The organism is Clostridium sp. CF012, assembly GCF_018861755.1.
In the GTDB taxonomy this organism is placed as follows: domain Bacteria; phylum Bacillota; class Clostridia; order Clostridiales; family Clostridiaceae; genus Clostridium_AD.
On sequence record NZ_JAHLEF010000048.1, the window covers coordinates 1 to 26,655 of the forward strand.

The following is a 26,655-nucleotide window of genomic DNA, read 5'->3' on the forward strand; positions in this document are numbered from 1 at the left end:
AATTTATTACTCATTTCAACCCCACCATTTCCTGCTTTTTTTCTATTATACACAAAAATATCCTATAGGGTAGACTTTTTTTAAATTGTCTACTCTATAGGATACATTTTAGTTAATAGTGTTTTTTATTTAAGATTAAATTATAATAAATTAAAATAGTAAATGAAATAGAATATAATTTTTAAAATAGCAAAACATATAAGCATAAATATAGATAAGGGAGATGTTTTTATGCCTAAAGATAGTCAACCGGATAATAAATTTTCTAGACTAGTAAAGAGTAATTATGACACCCCAATAACAAGAGAAACTGGAAAAAATCAGAATGCTACAACAAAAAAACAATCTGCTGACAGAAAATAAAAAAAGCAGTAGCATATAAATTTATATGCTACTGCTTTTTTTAAATTTACACAAAAATGGAAAAACCAAGATGTTTTAATAAATTTTACAGTGATTTAAATTTTATAATTTCCTAAGAAATAAAAAATATTGTTATAATTTATTGCATTATCACAATATTATGTTAGAATTTAAATATATTATTATTTTACTAATAATAAGTTTTCAGTTTGTGATAGTTAATCCCAGGTAAAAGTCTGTGGTTGTTTATATTTTGAAGCTACAGGGTACCTGTGGCTTTTTATATTTTTAAATGCAAGGATTAAATTATTAATAAGAGTATCTTGAAGTCATCATGGATACTATTGTACTATTTAAGAAGGAGTGAAGATATTGAGTTTTTATGTTTATAATACACTGACTAGAAATAAAGAAGAGTTTATACCTTATAAAGAAGGTAAAGTAGGTATGTATACTTGTGGGCCTACAGTTTACAACTATGCACATATAGGTAATTTAAGGACATATATTTTTGAAGATGTACTTAAAAAATCCTTAGAGTATGCAAATTATAAAGTTAAGCATGTAATGAATGTAACAGACGTAGGTCACCTTCAATCAGATGGAGATGAAGGCGAAGATAAGATGGCCCTGGGAGCAAGCCGTGAGCATAAAACCGTATGGGAAATCGCTAAGTTTTATGAAGATGCTTTTTTTGAAGACTGCACCAAACTTAATATAAAAAGACCAACTATTGTATGTAGAGCTACAGATCATATACAGGATATGATAGATCTTATAAGGAAACTTGAAGAAAAGGGCTACACTTATGTTTCTAATGGAAATGTATATTTTGAAATTGATAAATTCCCGGATTACACAAAGCTTGCCGATATTAGTATAGATGAGCTTAAAGCAGGAAGTAGAATAGAAATAGATCCTAATAAGAAAAATCCACTTGATTTTGTATTATGGTTTACAAATTCTAAGTTTTCTAATCAAATTATGCAGTGGGAGTCACCCTGGGGTAGAGGATTTCCAGGCTGGCATTTAGAATGCTCTGCAATGTCTATTAAATATATTGGTGAATATTTAGATATTCATTGTGGCGGAATAGATCATGTTGCTATACATCACACTAATGAGGTAGCTCAATCTGAAGGGGCACTGGGACATAAATGGGTAAAATACTGGATGCATGCAGAGTTTCTAGTAGTAGATAGTGGTAAAATGTCAAAATCCACTGGGGACTTCTTAACAGTGTCGAAACTTGAAGAAGAAGGCTATACTCCTTTAGATTACAGATATTTCTGTCTTCTATCTAAATATAGAAAGCAATTAGTGTTTAGTTTTGAGAGCTTAACTGATGCTAAGAAAGGGCTTAAAAAACTTAAAGAGAGAATCTCCTCCGTTTTAATTTCTGTAGATGAAAATGATGTAGTAAGTGATGAGAAAATTGAAGGTTACAAAGAAAAATTCTCAACATGTATTAGTGATGATTTAAATATAGCAAATGCCTTCACTGTACTTTTTGATGTTTTAAAAGATGATGAACTAAGCAATAAAGAAAAAGCTATACTTATAGAAGATTTCGATAAGGTATTGTCCTTAGATCTTATGATGGTGGAAAAGGGAGTTCCTGGAATAGATGAGGAGCTTATAAATAATCTTATAATTGAAAGAGCAGAAGCCAGAGCCAGTAAAAATTGGGCAAGAGCAGATGAGATAAGAAATGAATTTATAGCTATGAATATTGAACTTCTTGATACCAAGGAAGGCACAACTTGGAAAGTTAAATAAGTATGAATTAATAAAGTACCTATGAGTAATCATAGGTACTTTATTTTAGCTAAATTTTTTAGTGACATAGGGGTTTTAAGTATCATTTAGGAAATGTTAGAAATATATGTAAAAAGCATTGAATTAAATTCAGTAACAATTTATAATAATTAAGAGAAAGATTGTAAATTTCATCTGGAAATTTAAATGGATTGACTTTAGAATTAATAAAAGCAGTTGAACAATTTAAAATTTAACTATGATTAAGAGGAGATGTTTAATTGGCAACTAAATTAATAATTGGGGTATTATTTTGTATTATTTTTGTTATGCATATTCTTTTCATTAAAATTGAATACAAAAAAGGATGCTATTATACTAAACCACTATTAATGCCACTACTGGCAATTTATTATATCTTAAGTGTAGCAGAAGTTAATAAATTTATTGTAATAGCATTAGTCTTTGGGTTCATGGGTGATGTATTTTTAATGTGGCCAGATAGAAAAAATAATTTTATACTGGGACTAGGATCGTTTCTCCTAGGTCACTTTTGTTATGTTTTACTTTTTTTACAAAGGATTTCTTTTGTAAAAGATGTACCAGCTTGGTTTTACCTTATTATAATAATATATGTTAGTGTAGCCATATCTGTAATGAAAAATTTGACAGTTTATTTGGGAGATATGAAAGTACCTACTTATATATATATGGCAGTTATCTTATTAATGAGCTTTTCTAGCTTAGCACGTATTTGGGTTATGGATTTGAGGATAGCCTTCTTGCTTCCTTTTATTGGGTCATTATTATTCTTATCTTCAGATACTATGTTGGGATTTTACACTTTTAAAGGTAAATTTAAAAATGGAGATATATACATTATGCTGACTTATGTTTTAGCTCAAGTTTTAATTGTTGGCGGATACTTATACTAGAGTATATTAACAAAAATATATCTAAATGCAAGTTAACTAACTACAGTTATTATAATGTCATCTTAATTATTAAATATTTATATGGCATAAAAGATCAGATTATTATAATATGTAATTATAAATTAGGTTGCATTTTAAGGGTATTTCATAATAAAGTACTTAATAGTTAAATTATAGTGGAATTCTAATATAAGAGGAGATGATATATTGACAAGATTTATATTAATAGTGGCAGCTGTATGTATTATAGTAATTGGTATAACTTATTTAATTCATAGGTTAGTGGGTAAAAAGAAATATGCTAAGTATATTCCAGCAATTATTTTTCTCCTTATGGGAATATATAACGTGTACATGATTAGAACTAGTCCTGGTGAAGGTCTCGGAGATATAGTAAAAGCACTGTATATATTTGTATGTGCTGCTTGCTTTATAAGTGGAATAGGTACAGGGGTGTTTATTGATCTTATTTTACCAAGGATATCTTCAAAGAAATATGATATGGAATAAATAATTTTTAGCATAATGGTTAATAAGTGAATATATTATGGAATGGAGGTAGATTTGTGTAAACAGCTATCTCCATTCTCAATGCATATGAAGAAATATATGCATTTATGATTTAAGGGGCGATTCTATCTCTATCCCTTGGGAATAGAGTAACTTCACGTACATTTCTAAGACCTAAAAGTTGTGCGGTTAATCGTTCTAGTCCTATGGCGAGTCCACCATGAGGTGGCATTCCATATTTGAATACTTGGAGATATCCACTAAAGCTTTCAAGGTTTAATCCTCTAGAGGAGATACTTTCTTTTAACTGCTGATAGTTATGAATTCTTTGACCACCAGTAGTTATTTCAACACCTCTAAATAATAAATCGAAGCTATGTGTACTTTCAGTTCCTTCTGGCATGGTGTACATAGGTCTTTTGCTACGAGGATAATGAGTTAGGAATATGAAATCAGAATTATATTTTTCTTTCACATATTCACATATGAACTTCTCACCTTCAGGGTCTAAGTCGTTAATAAGATCAGTTTTGCCATAGGTCTTTTTTAGTATTTCAATAGCTTCACTAAGTTTCATGGAAGGTATTTGTTCACTGATTTCAGGAAATTCAACCAGGAGTAAAGTTAGCTCTTTTGAACACTTATTAGTCACATATTGAAAAATATATTTTAGAAGTCTTGTCTCAAGCTGCATTATTTCTCTTTCATCTTCAATAAATCCCATTTCAAGGTCCATACTTACATATTCATTTAAATGCCTTATTGTATTGTGCTCTTCTGCACGATATACATGTCCGATTTCAAAGACTCTTTCATAGCCTGCACCCACTAGCATTTGTTTATAAAATTGAGGACTTTGCGCTAAATATGCTTTTTTTTCAAAGTATTTGAGCTCAAATAAACCAGTTCCACCTTCAGTACCTTCAGCTACAATTTTTGGACTAAATACCTGCGTAAAGTCCTCATTTTTTAAAAATTCGGAAAAGCCTTGAGCTAAGGCTGCTTGTATTTTAAAGATTGCATTGGTTTTTAAGTGACGTAAGGTTAATACCCTATTGTTTAGAAGAGTATCTATATTTATGTCTAATTCCTCTTTATTAATTTCCACAGGTAAGTCATCACTAACTTGCGAAATAACATTTAATGTTTCAACTAACAGTTCACATTCTTTGGTTTTAGCATTTCTTTCTTTAACATCACCTATTACTTCAACTATGGATTCAAGTTTTAAACACTTAATATCTATAGTTTTTGTATCTAGAACACATTGAACTATGCCAGACCTGTCTCTTATTATTAAAAAGGCTATTTTACCCATCTTTCTTATTCTGTGTATCCACCCTTTTATTTTTGCCTTTTCTCCAATATGACAGTAAAGATTTTCTGTTAATAAACGTTTCATAAATATGTCCTCCTTTTAAATAATTTTCAATATAAATTTTTAGCGACTATTGAAATCTCGTTAAAAAATCCCTGAGCATAAATATTGCTCAGGGACGAAAATTTCCGTGGTACCACCCTTGTTAATCATTAAATATAATTAAAGATAGAAGGGGACAACAATTGTGGAATAATAAATACGTCAAAAAACTCTCACTCCATATAGGAATCATATACTATTTACTGAACCGTATTAGCTAAGCCATTCATTTACCTCTAAACAGCTATTCGTCAAAAATTCGTCAAAAATAAAAATTAAAAAAATTAATCGAAAATATTATTAATCAATTTTATTGCCATTTCTTGCATGTCAGTTGTAACATGAGAGTATGTTCTCATAGTTTCTTGAACGTCATGTCCCAATAATACAGAAGCCATTTTAGGGTTCATTCCATTGCCTATAAGCAATGTTGCATAAGTGTGCCGAAGTTCGTGTACTGATATTGGATAACCTAATTCATGGTATTTATCGGCTAAGGAGGATCTTATGGCATCAGCATTTTTATTGCCAAATATTCTTCCATTGTAATTTCTAGGGTAGTCTTTTTTATACTTTAATATTTCTGCTAATAAATTAGGTGAAATTGGAACCTCTCTTTTTGAATTTTTAGTTTTTAAAATTCCGAAATCATAGACTCCAGAATCAAGTTGCTTCCACTGTTGTGTGACCTTAATCATTAGTCTGTTTTCATCTATATTATCCCAAGTCAACCCAAGTATTTCACCTATCCTTAAACCGCATTTACCAGCTATAGAGGAAATCATATAATATTTTCTATTTGTTATTTTATTTAATAAAGTGTCTAATTCTAGCTTAGTTAATGCGGTTTTTTCAGTTTCGTTTTTATCCTTTGGAATTATAATATTTTGAACTGGGCTAAAACTTATGATTTTATATTGGTCCAGGGCTGAGTTAAAGATAACTTTTAAGATTTTAACATAACTTTTTATGGTTGAACCTTTTAACCCTTTCTTGGTTAATTGATCAATACGATTTTGCAAGTTTATATTTCTTATTTTAACCATTTCAAGCTCATTAAGGTCATTAAAAACTCTAATTGCATATTTATAACCTAACACTGTATTAGGCTCTTTGTAGAGCCTTTCATGTGTAATAAACATATCTGTAAACTCTTTAAAGGTAATTCCCTCATGTTCCTTACTTAAAATATCTTTTAATTTTAAATCCTTTTCTAAAGTCTTTACTTCCAATTGAGCTGCTGCCTTGGCCTCTTTTTTAGTTTGAAATCCTTGTTTACTTTTCTGTTTCCATTTGTCCAATTTGTCTTTATAAGAAATAATATATTGTATCCCTTTGTCTTTTTCACGATATGTGATATTATACTGCATACAATTTCTCCTTTCTTTAAAATATTTCCATTACCCCGAATGGTTCAAAATAAACCACATAATTATCTATCTCATGAAACATCCCATATTTTTCTCTGTAATGACTTATTGCACCTTCTAAAAACTCTTCTGTTATATTCAGATGTTCTGCCATCTCATGTCTATTTTTCATACCTTTTTTATAAGCATCTATAATTAAAATTATACCTACTAATTTTTCATATCCCCAGTTTCTTGCAATCTTTTCTTGCTTAACACTTCTAATGTCTTTTGTATTCAATATATTTCCAAAAGATGTATGGTGATGCCCTAGTTCTTCAGCAAGTACACAATTCTTTTCTTTACTTGTTTTTAATTTCGAATTAATAGCTATAATATTTTCACTGTACAACCCTTTTAAGCTTCCTTTAAAATTCATTTCTATAACATCTATCCCATTATCTTGCGCTTCAATTAACAATTCTTCATACATCGAATTCCCCCAAACCCTTAGTAAAAATGTTATTTATTCCTTTTTGAAAGAACATACTTAATAAAGTTTTCTATATCGTCTTTATCATTTTCTGTGAACTCTTCACCATCAAAGTGTGCTGCTATAGTTTCTAAATTATTTTTAGATTCGTTTTTATTAAGTTTAGAATCGTCAAAGTCATCTAGTTTACATCTCAATACTCTAGCAAGGGCTTTTAAAGTTTCAAGTTTAGGATCCTTTGTTGTGCCATTTAAAATTTTATTTAAAGTACCAAGAGGAACACCAGATTCATTAGATAGTTGTTCTGATGTTAGTCCCTTCTTCTTTTTTAATTCATTGATTTTTTCTAATCCCATTATTATCACCCCTCTTTACTATAGGTAATATTTTACCACTTGTCAATATATAATTTACCGTTAACGGAAAATTTTAATATAAATACGGTTGACATTTACCGTTGAAGGATATAAACTATAAACAAGATAACCGTTGACGGATAGAAAGGTGGTGATTAAATGTTTAGAAACCTTTTAGCTGAGATGAGCAGACAAAGAATAACTAGGCAAGACATAGCTTCTTGCTTAGGGGTGAGTGAAAAAACCGCAAGAAACTACATCAATGGAGCAACTAAAATATCTTGGTGCGATACTTTGAAAATTAGAAATACTTTTTTTACAAAGCTTGACATTGAATACTTATTTCAAACTAACGAAACAAAAAGACTTAATTAGAAACATGATAAGGGGTATACGCATTCTGAAACGGTGGATATTATCCGTAGTAATGGCATGGAAGATGTAAAAATGAATACTAAGTGGACACAAAAGGGCAGATTGTTTTTATATGATTTATTAAAAGTACATGAGGTGTTACCAATTATAGAACAGATAAATTTTAAAGCGATAGGGTATAAAAATCTAAATTAAAAAGGAGGATTAAAAGTGGAAAATCAAACTATGAGAAAAAATAAAAAAGAGAGTTTCATTGTAAGTTTATTAACTCAACAGGACATAGCTTCAAGGTGGCAAGTATCAGTTCAATCTATTGAGACTTGCAGAAAAGAAGGAATTATAACTCCCGTTAAAGGAGTACCTGGCATTCGGTTTAGTTTAGCAGAAATTGAAGCGGTAGAAGGTGTTGCACCAACTAGATTTTCTCCATTAGAAAGAAGAAAATTAGAAAGAGAGATCGAAGGGCTTAAGCAAAAATTAGCAACTTATGAAGATGTAAGAACTACAATTTTAAATGTTTCGTCTAAAATAATAAATTTGTAGGCTGAGAAGCCTAATTAAAAAATTTCTCCTACCAATAAAAGTAAACACTTCTTAATTTACATTATTCAAGTTATATCTAAATTATGACAACTCTAACCACATTGCATCGCACTGGTGTACAAGCTCCATCAGAGGGTAATAAATTTTAAGGAGGAAAGTAAAAATTATGGATTATAACAAAATCGCAAATAAGTATACAAAAGCAGATATCGAAGACTATAAATTTGCAAATGCTTTAGAGGTAAAAAAGGTCTTGGGATATGATTTTAGAACAATACGAGGGTTTAAAATATTATCATTAGAGGATAAGACATTGGCGGAGAGAGTGATTTGTAGCTTTATAAATGGTCATGGATTAGAAGTAAGAGAGGGAATAAGACCTACAAAAATTAAAAGAGAGCTAGGTAAATTTACTGTTTATTATGGCGAAAGATACAGTTATTTATACGATAGCGGTTCTGTAGGATAACAAATATTTTTGAGGAGGTATTTTAATTGTCAAAGAAACTTATAGAACAGATGATTGGACAACCTATAACAGATTCTGAATTTAAAATAATAATGGAAATAGCAACAGATGATATTAAATTTAATAGAATCAATTTTAAAAAATATACGAACCTAAATTATGTATTAGATATAGCAGCCAAGGGTGCTGAAATATTTAAAAGATGTGCCTGAAAGGTGGTAAATAAATGGATAAATATATTGAAGAAAAATTGCAAAAAATAGTTGTACTATATTTTAATGGTTATACAGTAGCAGAAGCTATAAAAAAAGAACCCTTTGTAGAGGGTCCAAAAGTAATTTCCAACAACATTATAACATAAAGTGGGTGAAACTACATGAGCGATAATAAAAAATATTATTATTTAAAATTAAAGGATAATTTTTTCGATAGTGATGAAATAAAAATTCTTGAAAATATGCCTAATGGGTATAAATATTCAAATATTCTTTTAAAACTAAATCTTATGTCTTTGAAATTTCAAGGAGCTCTAAGATTAAATGAGTATATACCCTATAACTTAGAAATGATAGTAGCCTTGGTAGGACATGATATTGATACAGTAAGAGTCGCTTTAGATATTTTTGAAAGACTTAAACTGACAGAAACTTTAGATAATGGAACTATATATATGCTCAATATAGAAAGCTTAATAGGTAAATCGTCAACAGAAGCGGACAGAAAGAGAGAATTCAGACTTAAAATCGAAGATGAAAAAGAAGGTCTTGCTAAAGGGACAAATGTCCGACGTTTGTCCGATATTTGTCCACCATGTAAAGACGAACGTCCACCAGAGATAGAGAAAGAGATAGAGTTAGAGATAAAGAAAGAGATAAAGAAAAAGATAGCAAAAACTTTTCAATCTGATTCTGATGAATACAGATTATCTGTTTACCTTTGGAGCTATATTAAAAATAATAATGGACAGGCTAAAGAGCCGAATATGCAGAAATGGTCAAAAGATTTTAATTCAATACTTAGATTAGATAATAGATTAGTTGAGGATATTAAAAAAGTAATAATATTTTCTCAAAAAAATGAATTCTGGTATAAAAATATTTTATCTCCAGAAAAATTAAGAAAGCATTATGAAAAGCTAACAGTACAGATGCAAGAACCTAGATATGCAAAAGTTAAAAGTAAAGGTCAATTTGTAGAAAACTGTGAATCAAGAGATTATGACTTTGATGATCTAGAAAAAAAACTTCTGGCAGGTAAAGTAGAAGTAGAAGAAATGAAAGCAGGCATCAATATAAATGACTATTAATAATCAAGAAATATTCACATTAAAAGAAATTGCAGAGGATATAGACAAGCTAATCAGAAATTTCTTAGAAATGAAAGTAGTTACTAAATATAAAAATGAAGAAGAAATAAATATTCAAAGGCTCAGTCTATGGTCATATAATATTCAAAAAAAAGAAAGAGAGCGAGTGAAAAAATGTATTTTGAAGAATTATCTATAGAGGAAAAAGTTGATGCTACTATAAATTATATTAAAAATAAAAAAGAAATGGAAATCAGAGGACAAGAAGAAGCAGACAGATATATAAAAAAATCTTGTAGGAAAAGAGCAAGGATGAAGTAAAAGTATCAAATAATAAATATTGGAGGTATAAAATTATGAGCAGAATAAGTGCTTTAAAAAATAAAATTTCTAGGTTGGAAATTGAGGTATCAGGATTAAAAAACAGATATAGTGCTAAATATGTAGCAGCTCTAGACAAAGAAATAATTGCGTTAAAACAAGAGGGACAATGTAAGCAAATAATAATTGATGGCTTGCACTATAAACTAGATAGGTCGGGCAAGGCTTTAAAAAATGCGTATGGAAATGTAGCTAGGATGGACAAGCTCATTAAGGATTCAGAAGATAAGAAAATCAAAAATAGACTTAGAAAATTGCTTTTGGGATAAGTAGGACTTGCTAAATAGTACGTTACAAAATAAGGGGGAGAATTTTGAAAGTAAGAAAGAAAGTTAGCCCAAACGGAGGATGCAATATATCAGTTGAAATTGCAGGTAGAGAATGGAATAGTTATTGGTCCGCACCTGGTATTAGTGTAGATCATGCAGGACTTAGGTATTTAACAGATAGATATCCAATTATTAGCACAGAAAAAAGAGCAGCAGAATTTAAAAGACAATATAAAAATCTTTGGATAGAAGTTTCTGAAGAACAATTGAAATTAATGCATGATGCATTGGGTCTAGGGTACAGTAAGAAACCATATAGGAATAGGTTTCAAACCCATATGAGTGATTTAGATTGGAATGCATTAGTGGAAAAAGGGTTAGCTATAAAGAGTGAAAATAAACCTAATAAAAATGGATTTACTTGGTTTTGGTGCAGTAAAGTAGGTGCTGAATTTGTTACTGATAAAAAAATAAGTGATGAAGGTTACAAAGATTTATAAATATTATAAAATAAATAAATTTAAAAGGAGATAAAAACATGAGTAAAAATTTTAGTATTGAATCACTAGCAGATGGAGCAATAGCAGAACAAATCAATTCAGCGATTGAAAAGGTGTTAGAAAACATTTCAGACATGAATACACCTTATAAAACAAAAAGAAAATTAAATATAATTCTCGCTTTTGATGCTGATGAATCACGTGAAATGTCTGAGGTTGGAGTTACTATCAAAGCAACATTAGCACCAGCTACACCAACTAAAACTAGGATATTGATAGACAGAGATAATAAAGGCAAGATAGTAGGCGCTGAATATAAAAAACAATTAAAAGGACAGACGGAGCTAGAAATTCAATGCGATGAAAACGGTGAAATAATAAATAATTCAGCAGCAGCTACAGAAGATCTAAAAGGGTTAAAGCTAGTTAAATAACAAATAATCACCTACTCATATGAGAGGTTAAGATTTATAGGAGGAATTTTATTATGAACGAAGTAAATTCAAAGGAAGCATTAGAGTTTTTAGTTGGGTTAGGTCAAGGAGAATTAAAAAGATTTATTGCTGCAAATGGTTTTGAGTATACAAACCGAAAAATTGAAAGAGTAATAGATCCTACGCCTTCAGCAATTGGTGCTTCAACTTTAACATCATTAGTTGATTATATTAAGAGCAATATAGATGAACTTGGTAAAATGCTCATCCAGGTAGAGAGTCCTTCCAAAGTTTATTTGTATTCAGAACTTAAATCGGACAAGCGTAGAGAAGAATACATGGTGTGCAATGCGATTGTGCCTAGAATAGCATTCGACAATTTTATAGAAACAGAGAAATTCAATGTTATGCTGCAATCAAATTTTGTAAAAAACAATGATGTTGAACAGTTATTAATTGTCACAGGTAGTATTAAAGATGAAGCTGTTAAACAAGTCGGAGACGATGGTATATCTCAATCAGTAACAGTTAAAACAGGAGTTGCAACAATGGGTGCTGTAGTTATACCTAATCCGGTTATGTTAGCACCATACAGAACATTCCCAGAGGTAGAACAGCCAGTAAGTAAATTCATATTTAGAATGAAATCGGGCCCAACGGCAGCAATTATAGAAGCTGACGGAGGAGCATGGAGAAACGAAGCAATGGAAGGTATAAAAGGATTCTTAAAAACAGAATTAGTTGAGATTGCTGATTTAACGATAATTTCATAAAAAACAATTATATGAGAATGGAATATAGATATTCATTCTCATATAAAATACTTAGTTATGTCGGACTTGCTAAATAGGGCGAAGGAAAAGGGGGATAAAATGAAAATAGAAATTATTAATATTCCAGATGATTTGTATAATTGTATGCTAGGTAAGATAGCGGATATAACATTAGAACTTGGCTTAAATGGTAAATTACTAAGTATGACAGAAGACGAGGTTAAAGTTGGAATTAGAATTGATTTAAAAGAATAGCTGCATAATCTGAAAATATTATCCCATAAAAAATAATGGAAAAATTCCTATTATTGTTGTAATCATTAATATATATATAATTACAGTTACTGTCCTTAATTCCAATTTCTTGTTAAATATTGAAAGCAAAATCAAACCCATTAATGAAACTAATAATATATATATTGGTATTGGTATTATTGGAAATGCCATATATAATTCCTTCTTCCTTCTTTCTTATTTAATAGGTGAATTGTTATGTGATTATATAAGTATTATGCCCTTTATTTCTGATTTATAGTTTTAAAATGCTTCATGTTGAGTTGCTAATTTTTATTAAAATACGAATTAAGGAGATAGAATCTTGGAAAATAAAATTAGGGTAGGAAAACTTTAAGAAGGTTGCAAACAGAAACAAATTATATGCAAAACGAAAAATACAAGGTAAATCATAATATGGACTTCAAATAAAGCGAAGCAACTATTGTTACAGAAAGGAGAGATTTAATTGGATACCAAATTAATTGAAAAAATACAAAAGTTATTAAGCTTAAGTGAAAGTAGCAATGCTGAAAGCTCAGGAGCTACTTGCTAAACATAAATTATCAATGCAAGAGGTAACGAGTTTTAAAAAATACAATAGTAAAATCAAAGATAATGTAAGCAGTATTTCTTTTACAAAGGCTAAGTGGAAAGGAAAACTGACTCAATTAATAGCAGAAAATTTCGGATGCTTTAACTATTATAAAACTAGAAGAGTTAATACTATAACGTTCTTTGGAAGAGAAGAAGATATTTTAGTTTGTAATATAGCTTTAGAATATGCCGTAGATTGCATAGAAAACACTATAAAAAGAATACAACGAGAGTATGCAAAGGATGGATATAGCGTAAAGGGTGTGGGCAATGACTATGCTATGGGTTTCATAGTAGGTCTAAAAGAAAATTTTGAGGAACAGAAGAAAGCTAACCAAGAATGGGGATTAGTATTAGTTAAAGATAAAGAAGTAGTTGAGGCATATAACCAAAAGACATTTAAGCATTCTATCAATACTAACACCACATTTCAAGGGAATACAGATATTTACTACAAAGGAGTAGAAGATGGCGAAAAGTTTAGTATTTCTAACAAAATTTCCGAAGGCGAAAATGAGGAAGTCTTAGGTCTGGAAGCCTAATATTTCTTCACATTTCAAGGAAAGTTTAAATCATTAGGATAAATAAAAACAAGCTAACTCGGCACTGGCACTGGTCTCTGACCTCTGACCTCTAGGGTTCCGGGTTCGGGACTTTGGCACTGGCACTCAAAAATTAGCTTGTAAATAAATTATAACAATAAAGTATTAAGTTGTCAATATCATGTCTATTATGCTAATGAGTGGATTTGGATGAATGCTGATAACTGTACACCAATAGGTAATAAGCATGGCTAATGATAAAATAACGACTTGGATGGAATAGAGAAAAAATTGCTAGGTTAATGGACTTGTTGGAATTGGTCCAGTTTGTTTTCTTAAATTAAACAACATATCAACTTTCATTCTAGCAGCTAATAAATATATTATTGCAATGTCAACAAACTCAGAATCTGCATAATTGAAATTTTGCTCTGCTTGTTTTAGCTCTATAATGGCTTGAGTAATTTCAGTATCCATACGTTTCTCCTACTTATAAATTTATTATACTACTAGGTTATTTTAATTTCCTACATTGCATCTAAATTGTACTGAATTAGATTATATTTTATAAGATATGTGTGAACAGTTAGTTTTAGACCAGTATATGCAGATGCTTAGAGAGCAGGAATAAGAAATAAATAGACTTAAAAGGTCTCAAAGGTGAGAGTGTGAAAAAAGGGCGACGGAACTATTGAAATTGAAAGTCCGAACAATGGTCTTTGAAAATTGAATAATACGGCATTTAAAAATGAAAATATTTACTATTATAGAAATATAGTAATGTAGAAATATGTATAATATGCTATAATTCCTGTAGAGTTAGGTCAACGTTGTAGTTTATTGTGAAATCAAGTTTGTAAATAATTTGTGAGTAGGAGAGATAAATATGAATAAAGAAGTTATAATAACAGGTTTTACTATTTTTACACTTTTATTTGGAATTTTCATGTTTGCTTGTGCAATATGTAATCCTAAAAAAATAATAATTGGAAAATTAACTGAAAGCGAGATTAAGAATAAGGAAAAGTTTATCTATTGTAATAGAGTCCTATATCTATTTAATGGTTTAATAATGGTTTCAATTGGAGCACTGCTGTTGCTAAATATAATTGATAGAAGTTACATTGGCATTTTATATTCTATGCCAATGTTAATATTAGCAATAGGTACATCTATTTCAAAAAAATATTTAGTTAAAAACCATAGAAGGATATGGTAACATGCTTTTCTAATGTACAACAAGTATATTATTACGGAATGTTCTTATTACGCGTCACAACTAATAAAACTGAATAATCCCTTAAAAATGCCGTATTATTCAATTGAATTTTACGGCATTTTTACGTCGTACTTCAAGAATTAGATGACAATGAAAGGGTATGCAAAGTTTGAGTCCCCTTTGAGTATATAAAACAATTTCTTAAAAAACAATGGAGGTATATATGGAAAAATTAGAAGGAAATAAACTAACTGATAAAATAATAAAGGAAATTGAGGAAGATTTAAAATGTTATCCAGACTGGACAATTAGAATTAGTATGCCTGGCCTTGGAAGTCCTAGCGTATATGGAACAGAGGTTCAAAAATCAATTTGTTTCGATTCTTATATTGAAAGAGACTATGAAATATCAGAAAAAATTAAAAAGAAAGTGGAAATAATAGATAAAGTAATGGATAGACTCGCATTGCTAAATGGAAAAACTAAAGAGTTAATAGAATACAGATATTTTCAAGATTATAGTCCAGAGACTGTAATGAAGTTTATAAAGTTAAGTAGGTGGGGATATTATAACGTTAGAGATAAGGCTTTGGAGTGCTTTGCAAGGGCTATGGGATATATAAAATAAAAATAATTAAAATAGTCTGACGAAAACCAAACAAAAACCAAACAGATTACTAGACTTTAACCAAACTATTATATACTATTATGTTATTAGCTATAAATGGATGGCGAGCTAGTGGAATTAATGCATAATCCATATATAGATAAAAAACTTAAGAAAAAAATTGTCCCCCAAAAATAAGCACTGGTAATAACTGGTGCTTATTTTTTATGCTAAAACAGTAAAAAAGGGGAATATTAGTGTGTAAAACTTTATCTTAAGAAAGTGGAAAATAGGATAAGATTCGGAGTGATACGAATGATTACATATTATTACAAAACATATTAGAGAGCTGAAAGTAACCATAACTAAGTTGCTTGATGATGCTCTTTTTTATATAAATTTAAATCAAAAGAAGAAAGCGGGTGGCGACATGAAAAGTCCAATAATATGGATGGGTGGAAAATCAAAATTAGTAAATACTATTGTCCCAATGATACCAGAGCACAAAACTTATATAGAACCATTTGGTGGAGCGGGATGGATATTATTTGGAAAAGAACCTACAGTATCAAAGCTAGAAGTATTAAACGATTTTGATTGTAATTTAATTAATTTTTGGGATGTAGTAAAAAATAATCACGCAGAATTAATTAAAAGTTTTGATTATACCCTAGTAAGTAGAAAAGTTTTTGAAAGGTATAAAGAAAAATATAAGCTTAATAATTATAAAGACAATATAGAAAGAGCTCATATTTTTTATTATCTTTTAAAAGCAGGGTTTGCTGGAAAAATGACAGGAAACTCATTTGGAACAGGTAAGGGCAAATTAAATGGATTAAGGCTAGATAAGCTTGAAAATGACATTAATAATGCATATGAAAGACTAAAAAATGTAACTATTGAAAATAAATCGTTTGAAGATTTATTTAGGATTTATGATGGTAAACAAACATATTATTTCTTAGATCCACCATATAGAAAAACAGCACAATACCCAGTGGGGAAATTTACAGATGAACAATATAGTTTATTAGCTGAGTGTTGTAAAAATATGGAGGGTAAGTTTCTACTTACAATAAATGATGATAAGTTCATAAGAGAATTATTTAAAGATTTTATTATTATAGAACATAAAGTCGCTTATAGCATTAGTAAGAATTCTAAAGGAAGAAGAGAATTTAAAGAACTAATAATTAAGAATTATTAAATTAAATAAACGCGATAGTTCTCTATTAATAAAATATAAGGAGTAATGATATGTTAAGTATGTATACAGGTCTTAAGTGTAAAACATGTAAGTTAGAATTTGTATTACTAAGCGAGGATGTTAAATCAATTCCTAAAAATAGATACTTAGCATGTCCTTGCTGCAATAGCAAAAGAATAATAGTTATAAAGGCTAGTGATAGTTTAAAAGAGTGTATGGGTCATAGTGCTTACCAAAGAGTTCATGGATCACTGAGGCAGGTGAGATAATGAAATGAGAAAAAAAGGTAAGAATACAGCAATAACAATAAAAGAACCAAAAGATTTACAAAGAATTGCAAATAGATTAAAAGAATTTAATTATGAAGCATATATTTTGTGGAGCATAGGAGTTAATACAGGGTATAGAGGTAGTGATTTAGTTAAGCTTACAGTTGGTGATATTAAAAGGGCTATTGCCACTGGGGAATTAATAATATTAGAAGAAAAAACCGAAAATACAAGGAAAATTTCATTTGAGAGAAGTGTTATTTTAAGCAATAAGCTATTAAATATATTAAGTGATTATGTTAAAGAAAAATATGATTCTGAGTATATTTATTGGTCAACCAAAGGAGAAGGAGTTGCTCCATTTAAAAAAAATATTGAAAGAGGATACCTAGGAAAGATATTTAAAAGAGCAGTCGTAGAATTAGGTATTTCTAAAAAAGCGGTAGGAACTCATACTGCTAGAAAAACTTATGGCTATTTTCAATATATTGAACATGATAAAGATATTCATTTTGTGCAAAAGTTATTTGGTCATTCAAGGCCAGATATAACTATGGATTATATAGGATTAGACGATGATATATTGCAAGAAGCAGCACAAACAATGAATAAATATGTTTATTAAAGAAATAGGGTATATTCATTTTTTTTAGTCTTCAATACCTTACTTTTAAGGTTAAAGATATTGGATGTATAAAAATTGATGCATATATTAGTAGAAATTAATAAATTTAAATACCTTAGAATGGAAGAGTATAAGGTGAAATATACTTTAAAAACTCTAAAATAAGGATGAAAATATTTGAAAAAAGTAAGGGGAATAATCAGTTTGGGAAATGATGAAAATTATCGTAGCACTTTAAAAAGTGAGTGCTACGATAAGGAGGTGTGAAAAATAGCTAGAAGTGATAGTTATGAGGAGATAATAGAGAGCCACTTAGACCAGATAGAATCATGGCTTGAGCAAAATCTTACAGATAAAGAAATTGCGGAAAATCTAGATGTTGCATATTCGACATATCGGAAATACAAGAGTATTAGCGTAGCACTTAAGGGTAGAATTGCTACGGTAAAAGATAAAAAAAATCAAATAGTAGAGCAGTCTTTATATAAGTGCTGCAATGGATATAAATACTATGAAGAAGTTATATCAAAAGTTAAAAAGGAAGTACTCGCGGCTGATGGTGTTACTGTTTTAAATGTTGAAGATATTGTAATAAGCAATGTTAAAAAATATAAAGGTCCTGAGTTAGCAGCACAAAAGTATTGGTTAAATAATAAGAATAAGGTTAAATGGAAAGATGATCCTAACAAGGTAGATAATGATAAGAAGCTTATTAAGCTTAAAGAAAAAGAAGTCAATGCAAAAATAATTGAAATATAAAGATAAAGAGGAGCGAATAGATATGGAAACAGTAAGACCTAGTGATAGCAAAGCACCTAAGGCACCAGGTAATCAATTAAGTAATGAACCTAAACGTAACACTATAACAATTGGTATAAATCTAGAAGGATATGATCGCATTAAAGAACAGTTTAGGAATATAGAGGCTACACTTGACAGGATAATAGAGAAACAAAAGTTTATAGGTATAGACTTAGCAATTGGCAATGATTGCACAGTGTATAGCAAAGCAAGCAGGTGATAGAATGTTATATAAAGTTTGTCCTACATGTAAAGAAAAGTATGAACATATAAGCAAAGATAGTAAGTGTAGTAATGGCTGCATGGATAAGGATAAGAAGGAACGCAACAGCAACTATGATAAGTTTAGTAGAAACAAAGAGAGTGCATCATTCTATGCGAGCAAAGAGTGGAAGAAGATAAGGCATGTAGTAATGAATAAGTATCATAGCCTATGTGTGTACAGTCTTATAATAGATAACAAGATAGTCCCAGCTGACTTAGTACATCACATTAAACCATTAACAACACATAAGGAATTGGGGTTAGATATTAACAACTTAATACCTTTGTCTAGTGGCGTTCACAGTTGGATAGAAAGCAACTACACAGAGGATGAAGAGAAGTTAATGAGAGAGCTAGTCGAGAGGTACGACAAGGAATATAAGTAATATAAAGATATTGAAAGTCGATTGCCAAGGGGGGTAGGGGGGGTGAAAATTGTTTTAAGAGAGATCACCTTCACCGTCTATAGCCTCTCAGTAAAAATTAATCTGTAAAATGGAAGTTCTGGATTTCAAATAAAAGGAGGTTTTGAATTTGGGAAGACCAACTAAGCCTGCAATAGTGTTGGCGGAGTGCTCACAAACTAAAGAAGAAATACAAAATAGAATTGATAATGAAGAAAAATTAAAAGGCAACTCAGATAAAATAGATCCTCCTGATTATTTAAATAATAACCAGGTAGATTTATTTAATTATATAAAAAACGAACTTGAAGCAAGCAAGTTATTAAGTAACTTAGATATTTTTATTTTAGCTAAATGTGCTATTGCTATTAGTAGATTGCAATATATAGAAAAAAAAGTCAATGATAATCCTAGACTATTATCAGTACAAAATACGTTAATGAGTAATAAAAAGAATTATGATGCTGATTTTTTTAGATGCTGTAATGAATTATCTTTATCACCAGCTGCTAGAGCAAAACTTGGGAATATAAATTTATCAGCAGAAATAGACAAAGAAGATCCTGTTAAAAAAGCATTGCGTGGCGATTAAAAATGGTATTGCTAGAACGTGCCTTAAAATATTGTAAAGATGTAACGGAAGGTACAGAAATAACAACAGTAGAGGTTATAGTACAATGTACAGTATTTCTAGAAGACTATAATAAAAATCAATATAAGAAAAAATTTGAGTTTAGTTTTGAAGAAGAAGAACTTAAAAAGATAAATAACCTCTTAAAATTATTTAATTATGCAACGGGGTTTGTAGCAGGCAAACAAGTTTTGGAAGGCTTAGAAGGATTTCAAGCCTTATTTTTATGTGCATTATTTGGGTGGAGATATAAAAACAATATTAAAAAATTTAGATATAGGGACATAATATTATTTATTCCTAGAAAAAATGCTAAAACTTTTATAAGTGCATTAATAATTTTACTCTTAATGCTAACTGAACAAAACTTTTCAGAATTTTATAGTATTTGTATTGATAGAGAACTCGCAAAAGAAACAAGAAAAGGTATGGCACAGCTAATAAGTGCTAGTCCAGATATTTCAAAACATTTTTTCGTATCTGAAAGCGAAATAGGAATTATAAGATGTAAGTTGACAAAAAGTTATTTTGTTCCCAGGACTTCCAAGGCTGATAAAAACAACTCTATTAGACCAAGTTGTTTTATTGCAGATGAAGTTGGAGCATTTACAAACAATGATAATATACAAGCTATGCGTAAGGGCCAACTAAGTGTAATGAATCCGGTTTGTATTAAAACTACTACAGCATACGCAAATAGCGATAGCATAATGATAGAAGAACTGGAATATGACAGAGCAGTATTAAATGGTACTATTAAAAACCCTAGACTGTTTTGTTTATTATATTACTGCACCAAGGAAGAAGCATGGACAGAAGAAGGGCTTTACAAAGCTAATCCACTTAGAGTAGAAGAAAATTATAAAGAAATAAGAGAAGATAGAGAAACATCGAAATCAAAAACTAGTGAACAAAAAGAGTTTTTAACTAAAAATATGAATATCTTTTTAGAAACAGATGAACTTGAAAAGTATGTAAATATTGAATATTGGAAAAAATGTAGAATAACCTTAAAAGAATTTAAGAAAAAAATAAAAGGCAAAAAAATAAAAGTTGGTATAGATTTATCTGTAACTACGGATCTAACCGCAGTAGGAATTGCCTTTGAGGATGAAGGTATTATCTATTGTTATTCACATGGTTTTTTACCTGAGGATAATTTAGCAGATAGGCGAGAGAAAATTGATTATAGAGAATATGAAAGAAAAAAATATTGTGATATACATCCTGGAATGACGGTAGATTATGATAAGGTTGAAAAGTTTGTTAGAGGTATAGAAGCAATGTTTGAATGCGAAATAGATAGTATAATAACAGACCCTATGAACGCAGGTGAGATGGTTGGAAGACTAGCCGAAGATTATGACGTTACTAAATTAAAACAGACATATACGAACTTAAGCCCTAGTACAAAAGAATTTCGTAAAAAAATGTATGATAGTGAAGTTAAGTATGTAGAAAATGAATTGCTTGATTGGAACATGAATAATGCGACAACAAGTGTAGGAAAATCTGATGATGAAATGCTTAATAAGCAAGATAAAAACAAGCAAAGAATAGATATGGTAGTTGTGCTTATATTTGCACACACTGAACTAGTAGAAGACAAGCCAAAGCCACCAAAACTCACAGAAGACTACATTAACAGATTTTTTAATAAAGAAGGTGTGAAATGAAACTCCTTATAAAGTTTATTGGTACCATATTAGCAGAATTACTACTAATTATAGGTGCTATTTTTATTTTACTAGCAACTTACAGAATGAACATGATAGCTTTTTATTACGTCTTAGGAATAATGCTTATTTTAACTGGCTTATTTATAGCAAAAACTAGATGAAAGGAAGTGGTCAATCTATCTAATAAGCTATGAAAGGGTGTGATTAAATGAAACTATTTGGAAGAAATACACAAACAAATATAAAAAATGCAACAATGACACTTAATAGTCCAGAGTTTTTAAGTAGTATGGGGATAGATACTAACGGGACAGGCGATAAAATGGGCGAAATTACTTATTTTATTTGCATGAAAACTTTATGCGAAATAATGGGTAAACTTGAAATTAAAAAGTATAAGATTGACGAGAAAAAAGGCAAAGAAAGGGTGCTAGATAATGAACTCAATTATTTATTAAATATTGAGCCAAACCAGTATTATACCGCCAGCACATTAAAGCAATCAATAGAACTTAATAGAAACCATTACGGGAACGCTTACGTATACACTGAACGTTATATGGTAGGCAGAAATGGTGGCAAACTTAAAGCTCTATGGATATTGCCCTCTAATGAAGTAACAGTATGGATGGATGATAAAGGATTATTTGGACAAGTTAACGCAATGTGGTATGTATGGTCCGATAGTAAAACGGGAAAACAATATAGGTTTAGCATGAATGAAATATTACACTTTAAATCATCAATAACCTTTGATGGAATAATTGGTAAAAGTATAAAGGATATATTAATAGATCACTTAGAGACTGCGCAGAGTGGACAGAATTACTTAAAGAAACTCTATAAGGGCAACATGCAAGGAAATAAAATACTCTTATATTATACTGGGACATTAGATCCTAAGGGAGAAAAAGCCCTAATTGAAAATATGGAAACCTATTCTTCAGAAGTAGGAAGTGGAGCATTTTTGCCTTTACCAATGGGATTAACAGCACAATCACTAGACAGTAAGCTAGTAGATGCTGAATTTAGCGTATTAAAACAAGCAAATGCGCTAGGGATTGCTGCAGCATTTGGGGTAAGCCCTAATTTTATTAATGACTATAGTAAAAGTAGCTATGCTAACAGTACAACTCAACAACAATCTTTATATACAAATACTATGCAACCTATTTTTAAATGCTACAGTGAAGAATATACTAGAAAATTATTAATAACTAAAGAAAAAACAAACAATACCTTAGAAATTGATACAAAAGCATTATTTAAACTTAATCCAATAGAGCAAGCGGATGTACTGATGAAACAAATTCAAAACTTTATGATAACACCAAATCAAGCAGCGGAAGAATTAGGGTTGCCATATATCGAAGATCCTAAAGCCAACATGTTAATAGGAAATGGAAATTATATTAGTTTAGATTTAGTTGGTAGCCAATACACTAAAAAGTAAAGGAGGTGAGTAAATGAAAATAAACGTAAAAGGTGTAATTGTAAGTAGCAGCGATGCTTGGATTTATGAATGGTTAGATATTGAACATACTAGCCCTAGTGGTGTGAATAAAGCGTTAGAAGAAGCCAACGGAGAAGACGTTGAAGTTATGTACAATAGCGGTGGTGGAGATGTTTTTGCGGGCTCTGAAATATATACTTCATTAAAAGATTATAAAGGTAAAAGTACTGGTAAAATAGTTGGGTTAGCTGCAAGTGCTGCAAGTGTAGCTGCTATGGGTGTTGAAATACTGCAAATTTCCCCAACCGCACAAATTATGATTCATAATTCTTCAATGTATACTAGTGGTGATAATAGAGGGCTAACACAAGATGCTAAGATACTTAAAGGCATTGATGAAAGCATAGCAAATGCCTATATGTTAAAAACAAACCTTCCCCAGGATGAAATATTAAAACTTATGGAAAATGAAACATGGCTAACGGCGCAAGAAGCAAAGGAAAAAGGATTTGTAAATAGTATAATGTTTGAAAATGAAAATAAATTCGCTGCTAGTCATGGCAACGGACTATTACCTCAAAGTGTTATTGATAAAATAAGGAATGAATTTAAAGAAAAAAGTAAAATAACAAATGAAGGTCTTGAAAATGAAGCCTTACAATTAGCAAAAGCAAAACTTGAACTATTGACATTATAGTTCTTTTTTTATGCCAAAAATTAAATTATAAAGGATGGGATTAAATGAAATTATCAGCAGAATTACAAATTGCATTAAACAAACTAAGGAATGAAGCAGATGCATTGAATAAAAAAGAAGGAGTAACAATTGAAGAGGTACAAAATAAATCAAATGAGATTAAATTAGCAAAGGCAAAACTTGATCTACAGTTACAGAATGAAGCAGACGAAGAAGCTGAAAGAAATGCAGCTGTTAAAGTAACAGTAGGAGGAGAAAACCCAATAGGAACACTATCTATAGGCGAAATAATCGCAAAAGCGGTTATCGGAACAGCCACAGTGGAGGAATTAGGACAGATTAAAAACCTCATGCAGGAAGATGTAAAAGAAAAAGGTGGAATTATAGTTCCGGCCGATATTAAAACACAAATCATCGAACTTCAAAGAAAGCAGTTTGATATTAGACCTTTTATTGACGTTGAACCAACAAGTGTATTAAAAGGTAGCAGAGTAAAAGAAGCTGGTGAACCCGATGCTGTAGGTTTTGCAAGTGTTGATGAAGCGGCGGAGTTCCAACTATTACACGAACCTACTTTTGTTGACGTTGAATATGCAGTTAGAAAATATGGCGGAATAATTCCAATTACTGCTGAACTATTGGAAGATACTCCTGAAAATATTCTTGCTTATATACTTAAATGGATGGCAAAAAATGAGTTAAATACTTATGGATATCAAGTATTTAATGGATCAGGCGTTAAGGCAGCAGAGGGAATAATGACAGATGTTAAAAAAGTTAATGGTAAGTTATTAACCAGAATTTTAAAACTAGATACGGCTCCAACTATCAAACAATTTAAAACTGTATTTAATAAGGATCTTGAAGCTATAGATAATGATAGTAAATATGTCTATACCAATGCAGACGGTTATGACTACCTAGACGGGTTAGAAGATAAAAATGGACATCCATACTTACAACCTGATGTTACAAGAGAATCAGGATATAAATTTCTTAACAAAACTATAGTTCAAGTTCCTTCAAAATTTTTAGCAACTTATGATGATGCTGGAACAAATAGAACACCGTTTATATGTGGAGATTTAAAACTCCTTTATACAATGTACGATCGTGCGCAAATGACAATAGAATCTACTAAAGTCGGTGGAGATACTTGGAAAACAGACAAAACAGAAATCAAAGGTAGATTCAGATTTGATGGTAAAATCAACGGTGATATAATGGCAGTTAAAATCTTACTTGCTAAATTAGACTAGTTAAATAAGGGGTGTAAAAACCCTTTCATTTTTAAAAGTAGGTGATTGAAATAATTTTAACATTAGAAGAAACTAAACAATTTTTAAGAAATGATTTTGAAGAAGATGATCTATATATAAAAGAATTAATTCAAACATCGGAAGATTATATTATAGATTCCATTGGGTTAGAAAATTACAACTTAAAAATATTAAATGAAAGATTTAAAAGAAAAGGTAGATTATGTTGCTTAGCAATCATACAGGATTGCTATGACAATAGAACTTTTGCAACTAAAGATAATGAAAAATTAAGAATGGTTGTAAGTGGAATGTTATTTCAAATGAAATTTGGAATTTATGAATAAAAGTAGGTGATGAAATGCCGAATATAACAAAAAAATTAAATAATAGAGTAGAGCTATGGGGCATGGTTAATTTCACGAACGAATTGCTTGAACAGGATAGAAAAGAAGATAAAATAAAAGATATGTTTGTTCAGATATTACCCAATTATTCTGCATACGATAGAGAAACTCCAATCACAGAAAAAGAAGAATTGGTAATTAAATTAAGATGCAGAAAGCTAAGTATTCCAGCACCTAAAAAGGATATGTTTTTTGTCATGGAAGACTTTAAATATGAGGTTTTATCATTTATACCCGATTTTCAAAGCAAAGAATTTTGGGAATTTAAATGTAAGGTGGTGATGGAATAGTGGCAAACGTAGGATTTGATACAAGTGAGTTAGACACTTACATGAGGGACATGGCAGGGCTTAGCAGAATAATGCCAAAAGAGTGCAAAAAGTTTCTTAAAAAGAGCGCAACAGATTTAAGCAAAGTACAAAAAAGTACTTTTAAAAGTTTTGGAATCGGTGACACTGGTGAAACTGAAAAAGATATATTGAAGTCCATAAAGTCAGGTAAAACTTATAAATACGCAGGAGAAATGCATTGTAGGGCATTTTGCTCACACCCGCTAGGACATTTATTCGATGTGGGATACATTCATAAAGGTGGGTTCAAGGACAAAACTGGCATTGAAACATGGGTTGAAGGCTACCACTTTATTGAAAAAGCAGAGCAGCAATTCCAGGGCGGATATGCTAGGTCGATAGATGATTTTATAGATAAAATGATTCGAGAAATGTAATAATACTTACAACATTTATTTTAATATAAAAATTGTGGCAAATATAGATATTAAAACAAAGGCGTTTATAAAAATACATTTGGAGGTGGTTTGTATTGTAACACTTAAAACAATCAATTTTGCTATTGTAACGCAGATTACAAATGCATTGAAATATACTGCCTATAAGGGTGTAAAGTTTGCTAGTACAGACATAATTGAAAAAATAACAAGGCCTTCACTTTATATAGAGTTTAAAAACAACAAAACAAATTTAATGTTAGCAAATGCCAGGGAGCGTAATTTAGAATTACGACTCTTTTATTTTTGTAAAGACATTAAGAATAGCAAAATTGAATTGATGGAAATGCAAGATTTGCTTTCAGATATTTTTATTAGTTACTTGAAAATTGATGAAGAAACTTATATCCATATCCATGAATGTAAGTTTGATATTAATAAAAAGGATGGTTATTTGATACTTAGCATTCCTGAATTATATTTGTTAGAGCAATTAGAAGAAGAAGGTACAGAAATGTTAGAAGTATTAGAAGTAAACACTAAAATAAATTAGAAAGAAGGTAACAGTATGAACCAATTACCAACGATTGATATAATTTTTAAACAACAAGCTTATTCATTCGTTCAAAGAAGTTCGAGGGGAAATGTGATCTTAATCTTAAGAGATTCAACAGACATTACATTTAAAACAAAGGAATACAAGCTACTAACAGAGGTTGTAGCAGATATTTTAAAATATACACCGGAAAATTTGCAATAT

At 30.2% G+C, this 26,655-nt stretch carries 42 protein-coding genes and 2 pseudogenes; 38 read left to right on the top strand and 6 right to left on the bottom strand.

Features of this window, described 5'->3' with window-relative positions; genetic code table 11:
* Positions 1 to 231: 231 nt before the first annotated feature.
* The 4 genes from KPL50_RS27620 (at position 232) to KPL50_RS24215 (ending at position 3,566) form a co-directional block, all read left to right on the top strand.
* Positions 232 to 363, top strand: coding sequence for a hypothetical protein (locus KPL50_RS27620; protein ID WP_258881059.1), 132 nt, complete (start codon positions 232 to 234; stop codon positions 361 to 363).
* Positions 364 to 735: 372 nt separating this feature from the next.
* Positions 736 to 2,142, top strand: a complete 1,407-nt coding sequence (gene cysS / locus KPL50_RS24205) for a cysteine--tRNA ligase (protein ID WP_216301064.1) — start codon at positions 736 to 738, stop codon at positions 2,140 to 2,142.
* A gap of 260 nt (positions 2,143 to 2,402) precedes the next feature.
* On the top strand, positions 2,403 to 3,056 hold the full coding sequence (locus tag KPL50_RS24210; protein ID WP_216301065.1) for a lysoplasmalogenase: 654 nt from the start codon (positions 2,403 to 2,405) through the stop codon (positions 3,054 to 3,056).
* 207 nt (positions 3,057 to 3,263) lie between these two features.
* Complete coding sequence (locus KPL50_RS24215) at positions 3,264 to 3,566, top strand: hypothetical protein (RefSeq protein WP_216301066.1); 303 nt, start codon at positions 3,264 to 3,266, stop codon at positions 3,564 to 3,566.
* 112 nt (positions 3,567 to 3,678) lie between these two features.
* On the opposite strand, the gene aspS is transcribed toward KPL50_RS24215, so the two are convergent.
* The 4 genes from aspS to KPL50_RS24235 form a co-directional block, all read right to left on the bottom strand.
* Complete coding sequence (aspS, locus tag KPL50_RS24220) at positions 3,679 to 4,968, bottom strand: aspartate--tRNA(Asn) ligase (RefSeq protein ID WP_216301067.1); 1,290 nt, start codon at positions 4,966 to 4,968, stop codon at positions 3,679 to 3,681.
* 302 nt (positions 4,969 to 5,270) lie between these two features.
* Positions 5,271 to 6,356 (bottom strand): site-specific integrase, encoded by a 1,086-nt coding sequence (locus KPL50_RS24225; protein ID WP_216301068.1) that lies wholly within the window; start codon positions 6,354 to 6,356, stop codon positions 5,271 to 5,273.
* 16 nt (positions 6,357 to 6,372) lie between these two features.
* Positions 6,373 to 6,828 carry an ImmA/IrrE family metallo-endopeptidase gene (locus KPL50_RS24230; RefSeq protein WP_216301069.1) on the bottom strand — a complete coding sequence of 152 codons (456 nt, stop codon included), beginning with the start codon at positions 6,826 to 6,828 and terminating at the stop codon, positions 6,373 to 6,375.
* A 29-nt stretch (positions 6,829 to 6,857) separates the two neighbouring features.
* A complete protein-coding gene (locus tag KPL50_RS24235; RefSeq protein ID WP_216301070.1) occupies positions 6,858 to 7,184 on the bottom strand; it encodes a helix-turn-helix domain-containing protein in 327 nt (108 codons plus the stop codon).
* Positions 7,185 to 7,343: 159 nt separating this feature from the next.
* Between KPL50_RS24235 and KPL50_RS24240 the strand changes: the two genes are divergently transcribed.
* The 14 genes and pseudogenes from KPL50_RS24240 to KPL50_RS24300 all read left to right on the top strand — a co-directional run bounded on the left by KPL50_RS24240 (position 7,344) and on the right by KPL50_RS24300 (position 12,489).
* Positions 7,344 to 7,559 carry an XRE family transcriptional regulator gene (locus tag KPL50_RS24240; RefSeq protein ID WP_216301071.1) on the top strand — a complete coding sequence of 72 codons (216 nt, stop codon included), beginning with the start codon at positions 7,344 to 7,346 and terminating at the stop codon, positions 7,557 to 7,559.
* Between the two features lie 15 nt (positions 7,560 to 7,574).
* Positions 7,575 to 7,754, top strand: a pseudogene (locus KPL50_RS24245) (phage antirepressor KilAC domain-containing protein); the annotation flags it as partial.
* Between the two features lie 15 nt (positions 7,755 to 7,769).
* Complete coding sequence (locus KPL50_RS24250; RefSeq protein WP_216301073.1) at positions 7,770 to 8,102, top strand: histidine kinase; 333 nt, start codon at positions 7,770 to 7,772, stop codon at positions 8,100 to 8,102.
* A gap of 166 nt (positions 8,103 to 8,268) precedes the next feature.
* On the top strand, positions 8,269 to 8,571 hold the full coding sequence (locus KPL50_RS24255; protein ID WP_216301074.1) for a hypothetical protein: 303 nt from the start codon (positions 8,269 to 8,271) through the stop codon (positions 8,569 to 8,571).
* 26 nt (positions 8,572 to 8,597) lie between these two features.
* Positions 8,598 to 8,783 (top strand): hypothetical protein, encoded by a 186-nt coding sequence (locus tag KPL50_RS24260; protein ID WP_216301075.1) that lies wholly within the window; start codon positions 8,598 to 8,600, stop codon positions 8,781 to 8,783.
* Positions 8,784 to 8,797: 14 nt separating this feature from the next.
* Positions 8,798 to 8,932: a hypothetical protein gene (locus KPL50_RS27625; RefSeq protein WP_290443291.1), complete on the top strand. Its 135-nt coding sequence runs from the start codon at positions 8,798 to 8,800 to the stop codon at positions 8,930 to 8,932.
* 15 nt (positions 8,933 to 8,947) lie between these two features.
* On the top strand, positions 8,948 to 9,877 hold the full coding sequence (locus tag KPL50_RS24265; protein ID WP_216301076.1) for a phage replisome organizer N-terminal domain-containing protein: 930 nt from the start codon (positions 8,948 to 8,950) through the stop codon (positions 9,875 to 9,877).
* On the top strand, positions 9,867 to 10,076 hold the full coding sequence (locus KPL50_RS24270; protein WP_216301077.1) for a hypothetical protein: 210 nt from the start codon (positions 9,867 to 9,869) through the stop codon (positions 10,074 to 10,076). Before KPL50_RS24265 ends, KPL50_RS24270 begins: the two co-directional genes overlap by 11 nt.
* Positions 10,052 to 10,198, top strand: coding sequence for a hypothetical protein (locus tag KPL50_RS24275; RefSeq protein ID WP_216301078.1), 147 nt, complete (start codon positions 10,052 to 10,054; stop codon positions 10,196 to 10,198). Before KPL50_RS24270 ends, KPL50_RS24275 begins: the two co-directional genes overlap by 25 nt.
* 35 nt (positions 10,199 to 10,233) lie before the next feature.
* Positions 10,234 to 10,527 (top strand): hypothetical protein, encoded by a 294-nt coding sequence (locus tag KPL50_RS24280; RefSeq protein WP_216301079.1) that lies wholly within the window; start codon positions 10,234 to 10,236, stop codon positions 10,525 to 10,527.
* Positions 10,528 to 10,571: 44 nt separating this feature from the next.
* Entirely contained in the window at positions 10,572 to 11,027 is a 456-nt protein-coding gene (locus tag KPL50_RS24285; RefSeq protein ID WP_216301080.1) for a hypothetical protein, read from the top strand.
* Positions 11,028 to 11,065: 38 nt separating this feature from the next.
* Positions 11,066 to 11,461, top strand: a complete 396-nt coding sequence (locus tag KPL50_RS24290; RefSeq protein ID WP_216301081.1) for a replication terminator protein — start codon at positions 11,066 to 11,068, stop codon at positions 11,459 to 11,461.
* A 53-nt stretch (positions 11,462 to 11,514) separates the two neighbouring features.
* Entirely contained in the window at positions 11,515 to 12,234 is a 720-nt protein-coding gene (locus KPL50_RS24295; protein WP_216301082.1) for a hypothetical protein, read from the top strand.
* A gap of 99 nt (positions 12,235 to 12,333) precedes the next feature.
* Positions 12,334 to 12,489, top strand: a complete 156-nt coding sequence (locus tag KPL50_RS24300) for a hypothetical protein (RefSeq protein ID WP_216301083.1) — start codon at positions 12,334 to 12,336, stop codon at positions 12,487 to 12,489.
* Between the two features lie 18 nt (positions 12,490 to 12,507).
* Here the strand turns inward: KPL50_RS24300 and KPL50_RS24305 are convergent, their stop codons facing one another.
* Complete coding sequence (locus KPL50_RS24305; protein WP_216301084.1) at positions 12,508 to 12,681, bottom strand: hypothetical protein; 174 nt, start codon at positions 12,679 to 12,681, stop codon at positions 12,508 to 12,510.
* Positions 12,682 to 13,022: 341 nt separating this feature from the next.
* Here KPL50_RS24305 and KPL50_RS24310 point away from each other — a divergent pair, with 341 nt between their 5' ends.
* Entirely contained in the window at positions 13,023 to 13,646 is a 624-nt protein-coding gene (locus KPL50_RS24310) for a hypothetical protein (protein ID WP_253200797.1), read from the top strand.
* A 294-nt stretch (positions 13,647 to 13,940) separates the two neighbouring features.
* Here KPL50_RS24310 and KPL50_RS24315 read toward each other — a convergent pair whose 3' ends face one another.
* A complete protein-coding gene (locus KPL50_RS24315) occupies positions 13,941 to 14,123 on the bottom strand; it encodes a hypothetical protein (RefSeq protein ID WP_216301085.1) in 183 nt (60 codons plus the stop codon).
* Positions 14,124 to 14,532: 409 nt separating this feature from the next.
* Here KPL50_RS24315 and KPL50_RS24320 point away from each other — a divergent pair, with 409 nt between their 5' ends.
* The 19 genes and pseudogenes from KPL50_RS24320 to KPL50_RS24405 all read left to right on the top strand — a co-directional run.
* Positions 14,533 to 14,865, top strand: a complete 333-nt coding sequence (locus KPL50_RS24320) for a hypothetical protein (RefSeq protein WP_216301086.1) — start codon at positions 14,533 to 14,535, stop codon at positions 14,863 to 14,865.
* 223 nt (positions 14,866 to 15,088) lie between these two features.
* Positions 15,089 to 15,493: a hypothetical protein gene (locus KPL50_RS24325; protein WP_216301087.1), complete on the top strand. Its 405-nt coding sequence runs from the start codon at positions 15,089 to 15,091 to the stop codon at positions 15,491 to 15,493.
* Between the two features lie 409 nt (positions 15,494 to 15,902).
* Positions 15,903 to 16,679 carry a DNA adenine methylase gene (locus KPL50_RS24330; protein WP_216301088.1) on the top strand — a complete coding sequence of 259 codons (777 nt, stop codon included), beginning with the start codon at positions 15,903 to 15,905 and terminating at the stop codon, positions 16,677 to 16,679.
* A 50-nt stretch (positions 16,680 to 16,729) separates the two neighbouring features.
* Entirely contained in the window at positions 16,730 to 16,948 is a 219-nt protein-coding gene (locus tag KPL50_RS24335; protein WP_216301089.1) for a hypothetical protein, read from the top strand.
* A gap of 4 nt (positions 16,949 to 16,952) precedes the next feature.
* Positions 16,953 to 17,573, top strand: a complete 621-nt coding sequence (locus tag KPL50_RS24340) for a tyrosine-type recombinase/integrase (RefSeq protein WP_216301090.1) — start codon at positions 16,953 to 16,955, stop codon at positions 17,571 to 17,573.
* Positions 17,574 to 17,843: 270 nt separating this feature from the next.
* A complete protein-coding gene (locus KPL50_RS27275) occupies positions 17,844 to 18,332 on the top strand; it encodes a Xaa-His dipeptidase (protein WP_309245217.1) in 489 nt (162 codons plus the stop codon).
* 22 nt (positions 18,333 to 18,354) lie between these two features.
* On the top strand, positions 18,355 to 18,594 hold the full coding sequence (locus KPL50_RS24345) for a hypothetical protein (protein ID WP_216301091.1): 240 nt from the start codon (positions 18,355 to 18,357) through the stop codon (positions 18,592 to 18,594).
* A gap of 4 nt (positions 18,595 to 18,598) precedes the next feature.
* On the top strand, positions 18,599 to 19,024 hold the full coding sequence (locus KPL50_RS24350) for a hypothetical protein (protein WP_216301092.1): 426 nt from the start codon (positions 18,599 to 18,601) through the stop codon (positions 19,022 to 19,024).
* A 148-nt stretch (positions 19,025 to 19,172) separates the two neighbouring features.
* Positions 19,173 to 19,634 carry a P27 family phage terminase small subunit gene (locus KPL50_RS24355; RefSeq protein WP_216301093.1) on the top strand — a complete coding sequence of 154 codons (462 nt, stop codon included), beginning with the start codon at positions 19,173 to 19,175 and terminating at the stop codon, positions 19,632 to 19,634.
* Positions 19,635 to 19,636: 2 nt separating this feature from the next.
* On the top strand, positions 19,637 to 21,349 hold the full coding sequence (locus tag KPL50_RS24360) for a terminase large subunit (RefSeq protein ID WP_216301094.1): 1,713 nt from the start codon (positions 19,637 to 19,639) through the stop codon (positions 21,347 to 21,349).
* On the top strand, positions 21,346 to 21,513 hold the full coding sequence (locus KPL50_RS24365; RefSeq protein ID WP_216301095.1) for a hypothetical protein: 168 nt from the start codon (positions 21,346 to 21,348) through the stop codon (positions 21,511 to 21,513). The genes KPL50_RS24360 and KPL50_RS24365 overlap by 4 nt, the downstream gene beginning before the upstream one ends.
* 47 nt (positions 21,514 to 21,560) lie before the next feature.
* Complete coding sequence (locus KPL50_RS24370) at positions 21,561 to 22,805, top strand: phage portal protein (protein ID WP_216301096.1); 1,245 nt, start codon at positions 21,561 to 21,563, stop codon at positions 22,803 to 22,805.
* A gap of 13 nt (positions 22,806 to 22,818) precedes the next feature.
* Positions 22,819 to 23,502, top strand: a complete 684-nt coding sequence (locus KPL50_RS24375) for a head maturation protease, ClpP-related (RefSeq protein WP_216301097.1) — start codon at positions 22,819 to 22,821, stop codon at positions 23,500 to 23,502.
* Between the two features lie 44 nt (positions 23,503 to 23,546).
* Positions 23,547 to 24,761, top strand: a complete 1,215-nt coding sequence (locus KPL50_RS24380) for a phage major capsid protein (protein ID WP_216301098.1) — start codon at positions 23,547 to 23,549, stop codon at positions 24,759 to 24,761.
* Positions 24,762 to 24,802: 41 nt separating this feature from the next.
* Positions 24,803 to 25,108, top strand: coding sequence for a head-tail connector protein (locus tag KPL50_RS24385; protein WP_216301099.1), 306 nt, complete (start codon positions 24,803 to 24,805; stop codon positions 25,106 to 25,108).
* Between the two features lie 14 nt (positions 25,109 to 25,122).
* Positions 25,123 to 25,458, top strand: coding sequence for a hypothetical protein (locus tag KPL50_RS24390; protein ID WP_216301100.1), 336 nt, complete (start codon positions 25,123 to 25,125; stop codon positions 25,456 to 25,458).
* Complete coding sequence (locus KPL50_RS24395) at positions 25,458 to 25,895, top strand: HK97 gp10 family phage protein (protein ID WP_216301101.1); 438 nt, start codon at positions 25,458 to 25,460, stop codon at positions 25,893 to 25,895. The genes KPL50_RS24390 and KPL50_RS24395 overlap by 1 nt, the downstream gene beginning before the upstream one ends.
* Before the next feature lie 34 nt (positions 25,896 to 25,929).
* Positions 25,930 to 26,448 carry a DUF6838 family protein gene (locus KPL50_RS24400; RefSeq protein WP_216301102.1) on the top strand — a complete coding sequence of 173 codons (519 nt, stop codon included), beginning with the start codon at positions 25,930 to 25,932 and terminating at the stop codon, positions 26,446 to 26,448.
* 15 nt (positions 26,449 to 26,463) lie between these two features.
* Positions 26,464 to 26,655: pseudogene (locus tag KPL50_RS24405) on the top strand (phage tail sheath protein); the annotation flags it as partial.